This window comes from Nostoc sp. (assembly GCF_036917375.1).
In the GTDB taxonomy this organism is placed as follows: Bacteria; Cyanobacteriota; Cyanobacteriia; order Cyanobacteriales; family Nostocaceae; genus Nostoc.
This window is the reverse complement of sequence record NZ_JBALDN010000017.1, coordinates 41,940-58,280: the sequence shown is the minus strand read 5'-3', so window position 1 is coordinate 58,280 and position 16,341 is coordinate 41,940. Positions and strand designations below refer to the sequence as shown.

Annotated in this window: 13 protein-coding genes; 2 read left to right on the top strand and 11 right to left on the bottom strand. The window is 43.0% G+C overall.

The window, feature by feature from the left end; genetic code table 11:
* Window positions 1-12: 12 nt before the first annotated feature.
* Window positions 13-204 (top strand): hypothetical protein, encoded by a 192-nt coding sequence (locus tag V7K45_RS04675; protein WP_335000853.1) that lies wholly within the window; start codon window positions 13-15, stop codon window positions 202-204.
* 24 nt (window positions 205-228) lie between these two features.
* Here V7K45_RS04675 and V7K45_RS04670 read toward each other — a convergent pair whose 3' ends face one another.
* The 5 genes from V7K45_RS04670 to V7K45_RS04650 form a co-directional block, all read right to left on the bottom strand.
* Entirely contained in the window at window positions 229-2,877 is a 2,649-nt protein-coding gene (locus V7K45_RS04670; RefSeq protein ID WP_335000851.1) for a chloride channel protein, read from the bottom strand.
* A gap of 223 nt (window positions 2,878-3,100) precedes the next feature.
* Window positions 3,101-4,414: a TldD/PmbA family protein gene (locus V7K45_RS04665; RefSeq protein ID WP_335000849.1), complete on the bottom strand. Its 1,314-nt coding sequence runs from the start codon at window positions 4,412-4,414 to the stop codon at window positions 3,101-3,103.
* A 439-nt stretch (window positions 4,415-4,853) separates the two neighbouring features.
* Window positions 4,854-5,714, bottom strand: coding sequence for a Tab2/Atab2 family RNA-binding protein (locus V7K45_RS04660; RefSeq protein ID WP_335000847.1), 861 nt, complete (start codon window positions 5,712-5,714; stop codon window positions 4,854-4,856).
* Window positions 5,715-5,983: 269 nt separating this feature from the next.
* Entirely contained in the window at window positions 5,984-6,628 is a 645-nt protein-coding gene (locus tag V7K45_RS04655) for an HAD-IA family hydrolase (protein ID WP_335000845.1), read from the bottom strand.
* A 190-nt stretch (window positions 6,629-6,818) separates the two neighbouring features.
* Window positions 6,819-8,012 carry an NAD(P)/FAD-dependent oxidoreductase gene (locus tag V7K45_RS04650; protein WP_335000843.1) on the bottom strand — a complete coding sequence of 398 codons (1,194 nt, stop codon included), beginning with the start codon at window positions 8,010-8,012 and terminating at the stop codon, window positions 6,819-6,821.
* 195 nt (window positions 8,013-8,207) lie between these two features.
* Between V7K45_RS04650 and V7K45_RS04645 the strand changes: the two genes are divergently transcribed.
* Window positions 8,208-9,194: a methyltransferase domain-containing protein gene (locus V7K45_RS04645; RefSeq protein ID WP_335000841.1), complete on the top strand. Its 987-nt coding sequence runs from the start codon at window positions 8,208-8,210 to the stop codon at window positions 9,192-9,194.
* Between the two features lie 228 nt (window positions 9,195-9,422).
* Here the strand turns inward: V7K45_RS04645 and V7K45_RS04640 are convergent, their stop codons facing one another.
* From V7K45_RS04640 to V7K45_RS04615, 6 genes are all read right to left on the bottom strand, one after another.
* Window positions 9,423-9,686: a hypothetical protein gene (locus V7K45_RS04640; RefSeq protein ID WP_335000839.1), complete on the bottom strand. Its 264-nt coding sequence runs from the start codon at window positions 9,684-9,686 to the stop codon at window positions 9,423-9,425.
* Between the two features lie 5 nt (window positions 9,687-9,691).
* Entirely contained in the window at window positions 9,692-9,955 is a 264-nt protein-coding gene (locus V7K45_RS04635; RefSeq protein ID WP_335000837.1) for a hypothetical protein, read from the bottom strand.
* 185 nt (window positions 9,956-10,140) lie between these two features.
* The gene (locus tag V7K45_RS04630; protein WP_335000835.1) at window positions 10,141-12,168 is read right to left on the bottom strand and encodes a serine/threonine-protein kinase; all 2,028 of its coding nucleotides are present in this window, start codon (window positions 12,166-12,168) and stop codon (window positions 10,141-10,143) included.
* A 532-nt stretch (window positions 12,169-12,700) separates the two neighbouring features.
* Window positions 12,701-13,795, bottom strand: coding sequence for a serine/threonine-protein kinase (locus tag V7K45_RS04625; RefSeq protein ID WP_335000833.1), 1,095 nt, complete (start codon window positions 13,793-13,795; stop codon window positions 12,701-12,703).
* Between the two features lie 594 nt (window positions 13,796-14,389).
* The gene (locus V7K45_RS04620; RefSeq protein WP_335000832.1) at window positions 14,390-14,950 is read right to left on the bottom strand and encodes a hypothetical protein; all 561 of its coding nucleotides are present in this window, start codon (window positions 14,948-14,950) and stop codon (window positions 14,390-14,392) included.
* Between the two features lie 146 nt (window positions 14,951-15,096).
* The gene (locus V7K45_RS04615; protein ID WP_335000830.1) at window positions 15,097-16,320 is read right to left on the bottom strand and encodes a type II secretion system F family protein; all 1,224 of its coding nucleotides are present in this window, start codon (window positions 16,318-16,320) and stop codon (window positions 15,097-15,099) included.
* Window positions 16,321-16,341: the final 21 nt, after the last annotated feature.

The following is a 16,341-nucleotide window of genomic DNA, read 5'->3' as shown; positions in this document are numbered from 1 at the left end:
AATTGGGAAAAAATGGACGATTCAGTATTTGTTATATTTCTTGCCTTTGGCTTTCTTTGGGTTTTGATGGGAGTTGTAGGTTGGATTGCGTTTCTCAAATCTGAGGGTGAGGAAATTAAGTTTGGTAAGTGGGGACTTATAGTTGCTATTCCAATCTTAATACCAATAATTGTTGCTCTAATTATTGGTGTATTTTATCATTAAAAAACTCACTAAAATCTATGTTTTTTACTTTTGAATTGCACCCCTGACCAAAATCACTGTACTTTCTACACCAGAGGCGATCGCTTCGGGAATATTACCTTGAATCGCTTGCTGTAGCAATCCCTCGCGGGATGCGCCCAAAACTACAACGTCATAACCTTCGGTTTGCACTAGGTTAATCACACCTTCTGCAACTGAATTAGCTTGCACGGGGAGAGCAACTACAGTACTGGACAATTTGCGCCGCCGCATCAAATGGCGGATGGCTTGTTCTGAAATTGACATATCTGGCTTGAGTTCAGATGGCTTAAACACCTGTGTCAGGCGAATTTTCGGATCGTTTCCTAATGTAATTAAAGCTGGTAGCAATTTAATTGCCAGTGGGGAATTGGGGCCACCAGCCATTGGAACTAGCCAACGGTTAAAGGAGTGCTGAGTGCTGAGTTCTGAGTGCTGAGTGGGGAGTGTTGAGTGGGGAGTAGTGCCTAATTTTACTAACACGACTTCGCAGGTGGCTTGGCGAATAATGGTGTCAACAACGCTGCCAAAAATCCGACCAGGGGTAGATGTGTTACCTTTCCATCCCATTAAAATTAGGTTGATGTGCTGTTCGTTGATTGTCTCCAAAATTGCCTGCGCCACATCGTGGGTAACTCGAATCTGCGTGTGCAAAGGAATTTTCCATTTTTTTGCTAAGACTTCTGCTTGTCGTAACAAGCGGCGGCTTTTTGCCGTTCTTACCTGTGTTTCTGATGGAGAACTGTGGCGGGGTATCAGCATCACTTGCACGCAATCTATTTCATAATGGCGATCGCGGGCAATAGCTGCTGCCATTTGTAATAAAACACCTGCTGTTTCGGGATTAGCTACGGGTACTAATAATCTACCTCTACCAGTGCTGGGCGATCGCGTCTGGTAAACTATGTATGAAGGTTCTGGTCGCAGTTTCGGTGTCGCATTTTCACAATTGAGATGATCTGCTTCCGCCCGAATAATATCTGCACGGGTAATAATCCCAATCAGTTTTCGTCTATCTACCACCGGTAAGCGACTGATTTGATAGCGATCGAGTAAATATAGTACATTACTGAGGGTGTGAATTGGTGATACTGTCATCGGGACAGATGTCATAATTTCTTTTAAGAAAATATCGGCTAGATTGCGATCGCCAAGTGTGTGGTTTGTACTCTCGCGGATTTTTAACAAATCTGATTGCGTTACAATTCCCACTAACTTGCTATCTTCTACCACAGGGAAACCGCGATGATGGGAACGAGCAAAAGCTTGCATTGCTTCTTCCAAGGTCATCTCTGCATCTAGAGTTTCTACCCGTTCTTGCATCACATCTTTTGCAGTTAACTTGCTTAATGCTCCTTCCATCGCAACTTCATTGGTGAGAGTAATACCTTTTAACTCCAAAAGTTTCTCATAAAGCGAACCAGGCACTACCTTATCCGCAACCAGGTAAGCTGCTACAGAAACAATCATCAAAGGTAGCACTAAGTTGAAATCTGTAGTCATCTCAAAGACAATCACAATGGCTGTGATTGGCACTTTCGAGACAGCACTAAAAAATCCACCCATACCCGCTAAGGCGTAAGTCGTAGGAGAACCAACTCCGGTGATATACAACTCAGATACACCGATGATGTGTCCTAAGCAAGAACCCAAAATCAGACTAGGAGCGAATAATCCTCCCGGCGCTCCCGAACCAAATGCAATCAGTGTGAGGATGAACTGGGCGGCAAAGGCGATCGCTGCGACGCTAGGATGGGAATCTCCAGTAATTAATGACTCACGCAATCCCGTATTATCACGGAAGGAGGGGGGGAGCATGGCTACGACAACACCAGAGATGAATCCAGCTAAAGCCACCCGCCAAGGTAAGCTGATGTGTAATCTTCGATAAAATTTAATACTAAATATAATGCCGCGATTAAACAATGCACCAAACAAGCCTGCCAAAATACCTAACAGGATGAAAAAGGGAATTTCTGGGATGGAGAATTGGCTGGAAGATTTTACTAATTGCAAGTTAAGGTCAAGAGAGCCACCACCCAAAAGTCGGGATATCACCCCACCAATAAAGGAGGCGATAATAGCAGTTCCGAGAGTCAATCCTGATAAATCTTGGAGTAATTCTTCAACGATAAATAATACACCTGCGATCGGGGCATTGAAAGCAGCAGCCAAACCTGCACCCGCACCAGCTGCAATCATTTGCCGTCGATGATCTGGGGAAGTGGGAACCCAACGACTCATCCCCGCTGCCAAACCTGCCCCCACTTGGACAGTAGGGCCTTGCCGTCCCAGAGTCATGCCAGAACCGATGGCGATGATTGCACTGAATAACTTCACACCTGCTACCCGCCAAGATAATGTCACAGGCACATTGGCAAGAGTTGCTTTGACTTGCGGAATACCGCTACCAGAAGCCTCTGGTGCTAATCTATCCACCAACCATCCAGACAGAAATCCCAGGATAAGACCAATTGCAGGTAGTACCAGCCATGCCGGCAAAAGGTGGGTAGTATGCACTCGCCATGTCCCCAGCCATCCCGATCCGACTTTCAGGAATACCGCAGATAGGGCAGCAACCAGACCGATAATACAGGCTTCGGCGATCGCTAAACCTCTTCTAGGCTGCCACCAGGTGCGAAAACGCTGATTCATACCAGTTTTGGATTTTAAATTTTGGATTACAAATCTTTTCTAAAAAGCTGTTTAGTGGAATCTTAGAGGATGGTTTAAAAGTCTATATCAAGGCTCATATCCCCGACTTATTTAAGAAGTCGGGGATATTGTTATTCACAAATAATTTAGGATCGCTATACAAAAGCACTCTCCCCAATTACGAATTACGAACTTGTACTGAGCGTAGCCGAAGTATTACGAATTAATTGCTTCTTCCCGTGGTAGATAGCCCTTCTACTATCAGAGACGGAGTATAACAAGAACCATTCCAATCAACATCGTTGCCTAGTGTAACCAATTGCTTCAGGGCTGTGTAAACATTACCTGCAACCATCGTATCCTTAACGCGCCCAATTACTTGACCATTTTGGACGCGGTAGCCTAAATCGACGTTGATCGAAAAATCTCCAGAAATACTGCCGCCACCACCCAACATTTGATCCACAATCAAGCCATCATCTAGTTGTTGAATCAAATCTGGTAGCGATGCCGAACCTGGCTGGATGAGAAAATTAAATAAACCAGGGGTAGGATAGCTACCTAAACCAGGGCGAAAACCATTTCCAGTGGTGTTAGTACCCAGTTGGGAGCCAGTAGTGCGATCGCTATAGAAATGCTGTAAAGTCCCATTTTGGATAAATACCAGAGATTGAGTCGGAGTGCCTTCATCATCAAAAGGGCAACTGTAAGGGCCAGCTTCTGGATCTTGGTAGATGGTGAGACTAGGTGCAACTACTTCCTTACCCAAACGTTCTGCCCAAGGTGAAGCTGCTTCTAAAACTCGTTTGCCATTCAAAGCGGCTTGTACAGTACCCCAAAGCATATCGGCGGCTTTAGAAGTGAATAAAATCGGGACACGACCAGTAGGAGGTGAGATATTTTCACTCGACCAAATTAACCGTTGTAAAATTTGGTTAGCTAATCTCTCTGGATCGAGTTCCCCGCGCTTGGTTTGACCATCAGCAACACTTAAAAAATCATCACCACGCACCCATTCTGCTGATATATAGCAGCTAAGGGTAGTGTCTGTATAGTGACAATCTAAACCTTTGGTGTTGACTAGTCTGGTGGTTTCAATATCACATTCCCAGTCACCATTACATACAACATCGGGATAGGCATCACGGATGAGTGCGATCGCTTCTTTGCCCCAGTCCACCAAAACCTCTATCGGAAAACTTTCTCCTAAATCGGGGTAGTCAGGCTGAAAGTTAGAGCCTAATTCTACAGTTTCCGGTTGATTTAGTTGACTCAGAGCCAGAGCTTTTTCCACCATTACTTCAGCTAAGACAGAACCGTAAGCCACCGTTAGTCCCGGACGCCCGTTTCGCCAAAGCCGTAGTGCTGTGCCTTCAGATTGGTTAGTTTCTAGCTGTTTGAGTCGGTTTGCCTCAAAAAACACTGGGCGAGAAAGCGATCGCGACTGATACACTTCAGCAGCTTCTGCTCCAGATTTTATAGCTAGTTCCAGCAACTGTTCGGCGAGTGTATCTTGTGACAAATTTTCAGAACCCATGACCCTTAGTGAATTGTGGATTTTGAACCGCATATCAACGCTGTCTCAACAGAAGTGCGATGTCTACGACGGGCTACGCCTACACACTTTCCAGTGATGAACGCAGATAACTATCCAAAAATCATCAGTGTTTCTTTACAGTTACGATTTGGAACCGCAGATCGACACTGATGGACGCAGTTAATTATCCCAAATCATTGTCATGTCTCAACGGATCTAGTCATTTGTCATTTGTCATTTGTCATTAGTTATTGCTTATTGGTCATTGGTCATTAGTCCCAATACGGTTCGGTTAAAGGGAAAAGGTTTTGAATACATCCTTTCCCCCTTACCCGCAAACCCATTCCCCAGACAAGAAGGAAAGTGAAAAATGCTTATCCGAACCGTATTGTCATTAGTCCTTTGAAAATTCCCCATGCCCAATGCCCAATGCCCATTTTCACAGATTAACCTCTTGCAACAGCCAAAAACCAGCAAAAGATTCTGCTTTGGGATCGGACTGTACGCCGATAAAATGTACTCCATTCGCTTTTTGCTTGGCTGCTTCAAAACCTTTGGCTTCCGCTAAAATTTGAGGTTTTTTGATATTTGCCACAATCCAGCTTTCAGTTACACCAGTTTCTAAAAGCAATCTCGCCTCTTCGCTAGCGTCAAATCTTAAGAAAGCCAACTCCAAACCAGACATCCAGCCAGCTAAGGGCAACGCTCTCGATGAGAAAATCAAAATACCAGGAATACGAGCTTCAGGTGAAACTTTCGCCAACTCTAAAGGGAAAGCCTCACCAAAGCCAATTTCCCACTCTGGCATATCAGCAAAATCCGCGGCATCTAAAGTCACAAATACCCACTGCTGTCCTTCCAAGGCATCTGGTAAACGTTGCGGCAAAGGTTTCTCCAAGCGGACTGAGGGATTAGTTCCCCCTTGATACCCTGCCTCTTGAGGATACACTTCTTCCATCCGCTGTTCTAACCATTGGTTGAGAACCAAAGTCCGGCGGCTAGGCTGGGCGGGAATGCCTATATCTTGGCAAGCTTTAGTAATCATATTGTTCATTTGGCGGCGGAAAAAGCGGATTTTAATTGGTGCTTTTCCAGCTTGGTCAATAGCCTCCTGCAATGCTGTCCGCAACCAGCCCGAATTTACCTGGGTACTGGGACAATATTGAGCATAGCGAAACAAAGAGTCTACTTTTGCGCTGATATCCAAGGGGCTTTCGCAGACTAAGACTTCCCAAACTTTTTTTTGATTATCGTCCAAAATCGGACGAGAGTAAAAATCGATTTCCCAAATACTGCCCATGTTTTGCGGTAAAAATCTGGCTGTTATGTTTTCCTGATATCTCGATCATACGAGTGTTGGGGCAGCATTGGGCATTGAGAATGGGGCACTTGTACTGAGCGAAGTCGAAGTATTGGGCATTGGGAATTGGGAATTAGGATGAACGGAGTTCTGAGGAGGAACAAAACCCAACATTTAATCCTTGTTCATGTTGGGTTTAACCCTGTTAGCCTTATAATCGACGTGAACTAAAACCATGATTTTCCCGAAGGTTTATGAAAGTTTGCGATCTAGTGACGATTGATCCAAACGCCTCTGAGTCCAGCTGCTTTAGCTGCATGATAATCTTCTACAATGCTATCGCCGATATGCCATGCCGCCTCTGGGGAACATTTATGTTTATCTAAGGCAATAGCAAAAATTTGCGGGTCGGGTTTAGCTGCACGTACCTGGGTAGAAATGGTGACGGAGGTAAAAAACTCTCTCAATCCCAAACTTTGCAATACTGAGTAAATCCGAGAATCAAAATTGGACAGCACCCCCAGGCTAACTCCCAACCGCCGCCAGTTGATTAAAGCTGGTAAAACATCGGGATAGACAAACCACGGTTCGCCAGTGCCAAAGTGAATGTAAAGTTCGCTAAAAAAAGCCGAAAAGTCAGAAAATTCCTTGAGAACACCTGCCCTTTCAAAAGTGTTCAAGGCAATTATCCGCCACCAATCAAACTCACGCTGGGGAATATCTTGCAGTTCTGCATCTGGAAATATCGGCGGCGGCGCTGTTTTAAAGCTTTGGATGAAAGCTGTATTCAATGTTTCGCTTGAAACTGTAACGCCAAATTCCTGGGCTATCTGACTATAAACTTCGCCCACACCACCTTTGACATCGAAAAGTGTCCCCACAGCATCTAAAAAAATAACTTTCGGTTGTTCCATTAAAGTTTGAAAATTTTGAATGTTGAATTTTAGATTTTGGCTTGTTAAGAGCTTCTGTGGGTAGAGTCTAGCATCTGCTAAGTAGATTGGCGGAAATTAAACAAATCATCGCAAATGTATTGGTTTTTTACCAAAGAAAGGCCTCCTTCCCCCTCCCCCCTGCCTCCCGATCAATTCCCAACCTTGAAAGTTATCGAGAAAGTGTTTCTATAATCGGACGGAATAGCCAATTAAAACCAACTTTCAGCTGATGGTCTAAAGTTGGCAATCTATATAAATAAGCAGCACGGCGGGCGACGTATGCCAAGGGGCCATCTAGTTTAATTCCCAAACCAGTGAGAGTGGCGTTGTCTATTCCTAGTGCCATCATTTCTCCTAACTGTTGGTAGTGGAAGGGAAGGAGGGGGCGATTAGTCAAAGTTGCCCAGATATTCCAAGCAGTATAATCAGCTTGTTGAAAAGCTGCTTGTGCGGTGGCAGGAACTTGCTGTCCTTCAGCATCATGACAGTCTGCTAAATCTCCCAAGGCAAAGATTTCTGGACGATCGAGGACTTGCAGATTGGATGTAGTGGTGATTTGACCGCGCTGATTTTGCTTGAGAGGAAGAGATTTTACTACGGGCGCAACCTTAGTTCCTACAGTCCAAATTACTAAATCCACGGGAATCGTGTCTAACTGGTTTTTGTACTCTAGGGAAATGCTATTTTGCTCGATTGATTCTACTTTGGTTTCTAAGTCAATAAATACACCACGGGCATCTAATGCTTTCTTTGCTGCTTCCCGATTAAACTCTGGGGAAGTTCGCAAAATTTGGTCGGCGATTTCAACGATCCGAAAGCGTCCTCTTTCGCCTAGTCTGTCGGCTAACTTACAGGCTAACTCTACACCACTGTAGCCAGCCCCAACGATCGCTACCCGAATTTTATCAGCATCCGATTCTTCTAAAAATCGCAGGCGTTCTTCTAAACGATAAGCATCAGATATGGTGCGGAATGTGTAGGCGTAGGCTGCCGCACCAGGGACTAAATCTAGTGGTGTCTCTCCTCCTAGCGCCAGCACTAATCGGTCGTAAGGAATTTCCGGGCCTTCTTGGATATTTACCCGTTGCTGGTCGATGTCAATTCCAGACACAACACCTTGATAAAAACGCACCCCTGTGCCTTGTAAAATTTCTTCAAAGGGTGGGGCAATTTCCCAGGTTTGTAGTTCGCCAGTCAGTAATTCGTAAAGTAAAGGAGAGAATAGGAAGCGATCGCTTTGATCTACTAGAACAATTTCGGGTTTTTGCGTAGATTCCCAAGGTAATTGGCTTAACCGCAGGGCTGTGTAGAGACCACCAAAGCCTCCACCAAGGATACAAATTCTAGAAGTTTGTTCAGTCATCTATTCTATGTTATGGAACAATCAATATTAATTAGGCAACTAACTTCAGGGTAACTGAAAGTTTAGGTTTCAAAACCCTCCATTTGTATGAATGGTTTAACATCGCTAACTCAACACTGCTTCGATGAGAAAATTGGACAGCTTGCAGTCTAACAATTGGATAAACTTGTTAGAAAAGATTAAGGTTTTATTTCCATGAGTTGGTTTTTTTCGACGCTGGGAGTTTTCTTGGCACTAATGACGATTTTGCTAGCGTTGTATCTAATCACTGCGAGGCCTTATCAATCATCTAACTCTGTAGCCAATTCCTATGACGAATGGACTGAAGACGGAATTTTGGAATTTTACTGGGGTGAACATATCCACTTAGGTCATTATGGTTCGCCACCACAACGAAAGGATTTTCTCACTGCTAAATCTGACTTTGTGCATGAAATGGTACGTTGGGGTGGTTTAGATAAATTACCCCCTGGCACCACTGTCTTAGATGTTGGCTGTGGAATTGGAGGTAGCAGTCGCATCTTGGCACGAGATTACGGTTTTGCAGTCACAGGTATTACCATTAGTCCCCAACAAGTCCAACGCGCCCAGCAGTTAACCCAAGAGGAACTTGATGTGCAGTTTCTTGTGGATGATGCAATGGCACTTTCTTTCCCAGATGCTAGTTTTGATGTAGTTTGGTCGATTGAAGCTGGGCCACACATGCCAGATAAAGCCATTTTTGCCAGAGAGTTGATACGGGTGCTAAAACCCGGTGGAGTGATGGTTTTAGCCGATTGGAATCAAAGAGACGATCGCCAAAAACCGCTCAATTTTTGGGAGAAACGGGTAATGCGGCAACTATTAGATCAGTGGTCGCATCCGGCTTTTTCCAGTATTGAAGGCTTTTCCGAGCTTTTGGCAGCAACGGGATTAGTCGAGGGGGAAGTGATAACGACAGACTGGACGGAACAAACACTTCCCTCTTGGCTAGATTCCATCTGGCAAGGAGTGACCCGACCAGAGGGATTGGTGCGTTTTGGTCTATCTGGTTTCATTAAATCTCTGCGAGAAGTACCTACCCTCTTACTGATGCGGCTAGCATTCAGTACTGGTCTGTGCCGATTCGGAATGTTCCGCGCAATCAGAGCTAAGTCGTTGCAGAAATCAACTAAACAGTATAGTTTGGTTAGCAGTTCCTGATAGCCTCGTTAGTTTTAGAGGTTATTTATAAATCAATATGGTTTGGATAACCACTCTTTACTTTCCTTGTATTCTGGGAAAAGGTTAAGGGGTAAGGGGTAAAGGATATATTTAAAACCTTTTCCCTTTCCTTTTTCGCCTTTAACCAAACCGTATTGGGGCATAAGCACTCATCCGGGTGCGTGCTTTTCAAATACTTACTGCTAACCTGAAAACAGCTTCGTTATTTTAATCCCAAACCTGCGATCGCGGCGATGGTTGGTGATGCTGCTCATTATTACCCCTCCCCATTTGAGACAGTTTATCGCAATTGGGGATCGTGGGCTGGAGACTGGGGAATGGTTTGAGATTCAAAGGTAGATGAACGTAGTTCAGAGGTGGATTCATCCAGTGCAAAGGTGGATTCATCCAGTTCAGAGGTGGATTCATCCAGTTCAAAGGTGGATTCATCCAGTTCAAAGGTGGATGAACGGAGTTCAGAGGTGGATTCATCCAGTTCAAAGGCAATACGGTTCAGATAAGCCCAAAACCCTCATGTAGAGACGCGATTTATCGCGTCTTAAAGACCAATTACCTACACCAATAACCCTTAACTGAACCGTATTGAGTTCAAAGGTGGATGAACGGAGTTCAGAGGTGGATTCATCCAGTGCAAAGGTGGATGAACGAGTATTTGATCTGGATTCATCCAGTTCAAAGGTGGATGAACGGAGTTCAGAGGTGGATTCATCCAGTTCAAAAGTGGATGAACGAGATTCCAATACCAATTTGAAAAATGATTGCGACAGATGGGAAACTGAAACACTTATTCAATGGATGTTTCACAATCCAAAATCTAAAATCGTTCGACTGAGCGTAGCCGTTCGCGTAGCGTTCCGCAGGAAAGTCTAAAATCCAAAATGGTATAACTTTCCTTCATCCCCAATCCTCAATCCCTAATCCCCACTCACTGAGACAACCGCCAAATCTTAATCGTGTTATCTTCACTACCGCTAACAAGGGTTTTGCCATCAGGAGTGAAGGTAACGGACGTTACGGTGTTGGTGTGCCCCGCCAATGTGAGAATTTCTTCTCCTGTAGCTGTATTCCACAGTTTGATAGTGCGATCGCGGCTACCACTAGCAATAATTTTACCATCGGGACTGAAGGCTACGGATGTGACAGTGTTGCCATGTCCCGCTAGGGTGCGAAGTTCTCTACCGGTAGCTAAATTCCAAAGTTTGATGGTGCGATCGCGGCTAGCAGTGGCTAAAGTTTTACCATTTGGGCTAATAGCCACAGTTGTCACTGTTTGAGAATTTCCTTCTAGTGTGCGGATTGGGTATCCTTTTGCTAGATTCCAGATTTTGATCGTCTTGTCAAAACTGCCACTGGCCAGAATCACACCATTAGGACTAATAGCTACTGACCGCACCCAGAATGTATGTCCTGCTAGTGTCCGAATTTGCTCTCCTGTTGCCAAATCCCAGATTTTTATTGTGTTGTCATCACTAGCACTAACTAGAGTCTCGCTATCAGCACTGATGGCTAGGGCATGAACTGAGTCAGAATGCCCTATAAGAGTGCGAATTTGTTTGCGCGTTGCCAAATTCCAGATTTTAATGGTGTTGTCATCACTGGCACTAACCAGAAGTTTGCCATCTGGACTAATTACTACGACATTCACCTGCTGAAAATGCCCGTTGAGTGAAGCGATTAGTTTTCCAGTTGCCAGATTCCAAAGTTTGATTGTGCGATCGTCGCCACTGCTGGCTATGGTTTTACCATCAGGGCTGATGGCGACAGATAAAACTGAGTTTTCGTGTCCTTTGAGGGTGTTATCCAAGGAAACCTTACCCAAGCTAATCTGACTCAAAATCGCGTCATTTTTACCAGGACTATTTTGTTGAATCAACCTAGAGACCAAACTGGTTTGAATCCGGCGAAAATTTTTATACCAAGATTCGCTGAATCCAAATAACAGAATGAAAGCACTTACCAAGATTAAAATTCTTAGCAAGGGATAACTTTTTGGTAAAACTGGTGCTTTAGTTGGTGGTAATTTCCCAGATGACTTACCCGCAGGTGGCAGGGCGAGGAGTTGTTTGGGAGTCAAGTCTCTCAGGACTTCTTCGGCTGACTGGTAACGTTCCTGGATATCTTTTTTTAAAAGCTTGTCGATGACAAAATCCAACTCAGGATTTAATGGACTCCGCAAATATTCCCGCCAATTGCTTACCCAGGCGTACCCAGATTCCATCCACAACTGAAACGGGGAATTTCCCGTTAGTAGATGAAAGCAGGTAGCCCCCACACCGAACAAGTCGCTGGCGGGGAAAGCTTTGCCATCTCTAATTTGTTCTAGGGGAGAATAACCATGCGAGCCAATGGATGTGCCAGATTTCTGCTGAACTTTGGCGGTAAATTGCTTTGAGGAGCCAAAATCAATCAGGCTTAATCGTCCATCATTTTTATTGCGGATAATATTTTCTGGCTTGATGTCTCGGTGAATAACTTTGCGATCGTGGATAAATTTTAGGATGGGTAATAAATCTAGCAAAATAGATTGAATGTCTCTAGCGTTATAAGCCTTGCGCTGTTGCAACTCCTTTAACAAATTATCTCCATTGATAAACTGCTGCACCAAATATAGGCAGCCGTCTTGCTCAAAGTAAGCTATCAAAGTCGGAATTTGGGGATGTTCCCCCAGGTCTTGTAGTCGCTGCGCTTCTTCTGCAAACAACTCCATCGCCTTTTTTTGCGACCAAGTTCCTTGGAATTTTGGAGCTAATTGCTTGATAACACAGCGTTCATTAAGTTTATCTACGTCTTCTGATAGATAGGTTCTGCCAAATCCCCCCTCATCTGAAAGGACTCGGATCACACGAAAGCGATTTCTTAAAAGTGACACCAGCGGGGTGCTACAACTTTGGCAAAACTTCTTTCCATTGGGATTCAGGGGATTTGAGCAATCGGGATTTAAGCAGCAGATCATGATCTGACAGGCGCGACTGCATGACAACTTAGGCTAAGTTTGCCCCGAACTTTCCCTTAAGATAATTGACTCTCGCTTACTTGTGGTAGATAAACCCTGTTTTGGGGATTGGGGAATTACTTATATAGTTAGCTTTTGTAAATAGTAGTCAGTCTTCCTCATCTGTGGAAAACTACGAGAGCCATAAGATTAATTATTCTATCGATTATATAATAATCTGAATAAAAATATTTTTAGGAACTTTTAAACCTAGTAATTTTGCTTGTATCTTAGCAAGCGATAACTTACTGAGTATTGAAGATAAATCCCGATTAATGAATCATTACTGACTATCAAATATAGTTAAAATGCTTACTAAATTTGTTTTGGCTATTTTAAATTACCCATAATTAATTATTCATTTGATACTTGAGCAAAAAAAAGCTGCAACTTACAGCAGATTTCAAGTTGGTGCGATACACAAGCTAAGTCTGTTAACCAGGTATCAAGCATGTTTTACTCCTGAATCCTGAATTCTGAATTCTGCTGTATGTTATCTTGTTTCCTTGAATCTTGCTCTCCATTTCCGAATGGCGCTAGCAGTTCTAGCTACAGGTGGCATGTATACATCATAATTTTCGTGTTGTGTAATTTCATGTTGTGTAATTTTGTTTTGTGTAATTTCGTGTTGTGTAATACTTTTATTATTTAGTTTTTGGGTAGTTAAACAGTTAGCCAAAGTAGGCAAATAACTTTCATTACTTAAAGCTTTTATAACTTCATCGGCACTCTTAAATCGCTCCTCCAAGGTAATTTTCACCATTTTTCCTAAAATCTGGGCGAAACTGTTGCTGATATTGACCTGTTTTTGCCAAGATATTTCACCAGTCTTTGGGTCATAGTCCAATTCTAAAGGACTTTTAGCAGTCAACATATAAATACAAGTTACACCCAGTGCATAAATATCACTGGCATAAACTGGACGTAAAGAAAACTGTTCTGGTGGTGCAAATCCCTTAGTACCGATAAAGTTGGTCTTTGCAGCTTGATTGATTGAGTTTTCACAAGCATCAACTAATTTCTCTTTTACCGCACCAAAATCAATCAGCACTATGCGCCCATCATATTCACACCGCAATAAATTCTGAGGCTTAATATCCCGATGAATTACATGATGTTTATGAAGATACTGTAATACAGGTAATAATTCCTGTAAGAACTGCTTAACTGAGGCTTCACTTTTGGGCCCAGTTTGCCGTACTTCTCGCGCCAAAGTCAAACCCGGCACATATTCCTGAATTAAAAAAAACTCCCCATTTGCCTGAAAGTAGTCTAATAACATGGGAATTTGCGAATGACTACCGAGTTGGCCCAAAGTTCTTGCTTCTTTTTCAAAGCGCATACATGCCCTTTGCCAACTTTGGGGACCAGTAACTTTTGGACAAAGCTGTTTAATCACACACAGTGGATTCCCAGGTAATACGGCATTTTTGGCTAAAAATGTTACACCAAAACCACCTCTACCTAGAATTTGCAGTATTTCATAGCGATCGCGAAATAGCCGTTTGGAACCACACATCTGACTCAACTGAGTTTGTTGTGCAATGCTCTCTTGAGAATTCGTTGTTTTTTGAGGAAAACGATTCATTAGTATAAAGTATCTGCTTTTAAATGTCTCTAATTCTATGACAATTCTGTTTTGGCAACAGTAAGATTACTGAATCTTTGCCAAATCCTCATTACTCTTCAAAAAGTAACAATAAATTTTTATAGAACTAGCCTTTTCACGGATGTGTGACGAGCTAATTTGTAGTTTGGTAGAGGTGAAAGTCTGTTACGTGGGTACTAATAACAATTTTGTATGAAGATGCACATAATAAAACCCCTCTAGTTTAGCAAAAGGGGGACGGCGTAGCCGGGGGTAAAAATATGTAGTTTCACGCTTAGTACATTTATAGAGATGCAAGGACTTGCATTAGACCTTTTGCAAAAGTGCTTTTTGCATTCTTGGGGAAAAGGGTAAAGGTTAAAGGGGAAGGGGACAATACAGAACCTTTTCTCCTTCCCCTTTTCCCGACAAATGCCAAGAAGTCTATTTTTACGTTCGCGGAGCGTCCCGCAGGAATGGGATGTTTTTTTGACTATACAGCAGATTTCAAGTTAGTGAGGTACACAAAGATTCGTCTGTTACCCAGGTAGAAAGCGTATTTTACTTTTGAATTCTGAATTCTGCTGTAAGTCCCTAAGCTGGTGGAGTTTGTGAAGAGAAAATATCTGTGAAATTATCCTCAACCAGCAAATCCGGTGTTTGCATAATAAATGGGAGTTCGGCTCCGACAAGACCTCTTTGGATGCGTTCTAAAGTATCACTAAAAACGATAAACAGAGGATATACAGTATTAGCTCCCTCACTCAAAATATGACTGTGACGCAGAGGCATCAACCACTCATAATCATTGTCTAGATAAACTTGGGTTTGTCGCCAACGTCCTAACAAATCAGAAAAGTCTTCCTGAGCGCGATGAATAAAGACTAAAATTTCTGCTCCAGTTTTGATTTTCCACTCTGGATCGCACATCAAAATTGCCACATCACAGGGTAAGCAAATCGTTTGTAGGGCTGTTGTAGCAGGATTGCGAAGCCGAACAATTGGCAAGGGTATAGTGATGACACTTTCATCAGGACGGCGCAGACTGGGAATCATCTCCAAGTATGGCCGATATTGCTTTAGTAAGGCGATCGCAGCTAGATGATTGCTGTACTCTGCCAAACTCGCTTCGTACTGAGATTTTTGCACAGTCATAGTTTATTAAATAGTGAGGAGTAGAGACGCGATTAATCGCGTCTGTACAGGAGTTAAGAATACAATTAATCAGTTAGGAGTTAAAAGTTATAAATAAAATGTTTCTATTCCTAACTCATAACTTCTAACTCTTAACTATTAATCCTTTATCCCAGCTTTTCAAATACCGCAAACATAGGCAGATACATCGCTAGCAAAATGGTTCCCACCATTCCCCCTAGAACTACAATCATCACCGGTTCTAAAATACTGGTCATTGCTTTTACTGCTTGCTCGACTTCATCTTCATAGAAATCGGCAACTTTCATCAACATTCCATCTAATTCTCCAGTTTCTTCTCCGATACTAATCATCTGAATTGCCATAGCCGGAAAAACGGCATCTTTTTGTAAAGCAATGCTAATCATGCCTCCTTGTTGAATCTCCATACGGGCTGCGTCTATGGCATTGGCAATCACTTGGTTTCCTGATGTATCTCGGACAATTTCTAAGCAAGTTAAAATTGGTACGCCTGAACGAGTCAAAGAACCAAAAGTTCGGCTAAAGCGGGCAACTGAAGATTTTTGAATTAAGTCACCAAACAATGGCATCTTCAGGGAAAAACGATCGATTGTGATGCGACCAACAGGAGTTTTACTGTATTGTGTAAAAGCAAATTTCAGTCCGATAAGAGCAGCAAGAAGGACGATAGCACCCGGACTTCTCAGAAATTTGCTAGCATCCATCAAGAATTGTGTTAAAGGTGGTAATGTGATTCCAAGTTGTACAAATATCGTGGCGAAAATTGGAATCAGAAAAATAGTCATACCAAGAAAGATAGCAACTGCGATAAAACCCACAACCGTTGGATAAGACATTGCTGATTTAATTTGGTTTTGTAATCGGGCAACATCTTCTAACAACTTGGCTAAACGATTTAATACTTCGTCTAGAACACCACCAACTTCGCCAGCTTGAATCATACTCACGTATAATCCATCAAAACAGTCAGGATGCTTTCGCATTGCCTCGGAAAGATTCATTCCACTTTGAACATCGGTGCTAATGTCTACAAGGGCTTGTTTCAATTTAGTATTACTACACTGTTCGGAAAGCACCCCCAGACTTCTAACGATCGCAACTCCCGCATTCATCAAAACGGCAAATTGACGCGAAAAAACGGCTTTGTCTTTTACAGAAACCTTAACCAAGGAATTCTGGAAATTTTTCAAGGCAACATCTGGCTGAAATCCCTGAGATTGCTTGAGTTCTTGGATTACAAAACCTTGATCTCTGAGATTAGTACGAGCTTGCACCAAGGATTCAGCAACAATTTTTTCTGTTCGAGATTTTCCTTGCGAATCCCGAACGCGGGCAACAAAGTTTGGCATAAATAAATTCAAATTCAAATT